This is a genomic window from Streptomyces sp. SD31, from assembly GCF_052068475.1.
Lineage (GTDB): Bacteria > Actinomycetota > Actinomycetes > Streptomycetales > Streptomycetaceae > Streptomyces.
On sequence record NZ_JBQHCX010000055.1, the window covers coordinates 1 to 755 of the forward strand.

The 755-nt window shown below is 65.3% G+C and carries 1 protein-coding gene; it reads left to right on the forward strand.

From position 1 onward, the window contains the following. Nucleotides 1–755 (forward strand): cbb3-type cytochrome c oxidase subunit I (locus tag ACTMVF_RS42380; protein ID WP_441276428.1); only part of this gene is annotated, 755 nt, incomplete at both ends.

A 755-nucleotide genomic window follows, 5' to 3' on the forward strand; every position in this document is an offset into this window, starting at 1 on the left:
GGTCTGCAGATCATGTCGAACGAGCAGTTCAACCAGGCGTTCACGATGCACGGCACGATCATGCTGCTGATGTTCGCGACGCCGCTGTTCGCCGGCTTCGCGAACTGGATCATGCCGCTGCAGATCGGCGCGCCGGACGTGGCGTTCCCGCGGCTGAACATGTTCGCCTACTGGCTGTACCTGTTCGGCTCGCTCATCGCGGTCGGCGGCTTCCTCACCCCGCAGGGTGCGGCCGACTTCGGCTGGTTCGCCTACGCCCCGCTGTCGGACGCGGTCCGCAGCCCGGGCATCGGCGCCGACATGTGGATCATGGGTCTGGCCTTCTCCGGCTTCGGCACCATCCTCGGCTCGGTCAACTTCATCACCACGATCATCTGCATGCGCGCCCCCGGCATGACCATGTTCCGCATGCCGATCTTCGTGTGGAACGTGCTGCTGACCGCCGTGCTGGTCCTGCTGGCCTTCCCGGTCCTCGCGGCCGCGCTGTTCGCCCTGGAGGCGGACCGCAAGTTCGGTGCGCACGTCTTCGACGCCGCCAACGGCGGAGCGTTGCTGTGGCAACACCTCTTCTGGTTCTTCGGCCATCCAGAGGTGTACATCATCGCCCTGCCGTTCTTCGGCATCATCTCCGAGGTCATCCCGGTCTTCTCCCGCAAGCCGATGTTCGGCTACATGGGTCTGATCGCGGCGACCATCGCGATCGCGGGTCTGTCCGTGACGGTGTGGGCGCACCACATGTACGTCACCGGCGGTGT